This window comes from Christiangramia aestuarii, assembly GCF_009735585.1.
Lineage (GTDB): Bacteria > Bacteroidota > Bacteroidia > Flavobacteriales > Flavobacteriaceae > Christiangramia > Christiangramia aestuarii.
On record NZ_VJVW01000112.1, the window covers coordinates 1 to 420 of the forward strand.

Consider the following 420-nt stretch of genomic DNA (forward strand, 5'->3'; position numbering starts at 1 on the left):
GAAGCTTTAACGATGAAAATGGAAACGGCTATGCCGAGGCTGGAGAGACCATCTCCTATACCTTTAGCCTGACCAATACCGGAAACGTCACCCTGAACAACATCACCGTGACCGATCCGATGGTAAGTGTAAACGGTGGACCGATCAACCTGGCGCCGGGAGCATCTGACAACACCAGCTTTACTGCTACCTATACCTTGACCCAGGCTGATGTAGACAGTGGACAGGTAGACAATATTGCTACGGCTGATGCCGATGAGCTGACCGATCCGGAGGATAGTAACAATGAGACTACGCCGCTGACGCAGAACCCAGCCATGACCATTGTAAAAGCAGGAAGCTTTAACGATGAAAATGGAAACGGCTATGCCGAGGCTGGAGAGACCATCTCCTATACCTTTAGCCTGACCAATACCGGAA

The 420-nt window shown here is 50.7% G+C and carries 1 protein-coding gene; it reads left to right on the forward strand.

Annotated features, from left to right (window positions below; all coding sequences use genetic code 11):
- The coding region (locus tag FLP08_RS15900) for a CLIPPER-2 domain-containing protein (protein ID WP_156278134.1) at positions 1 to 420 on the forward strand (420 nt) is incomplete at both ends.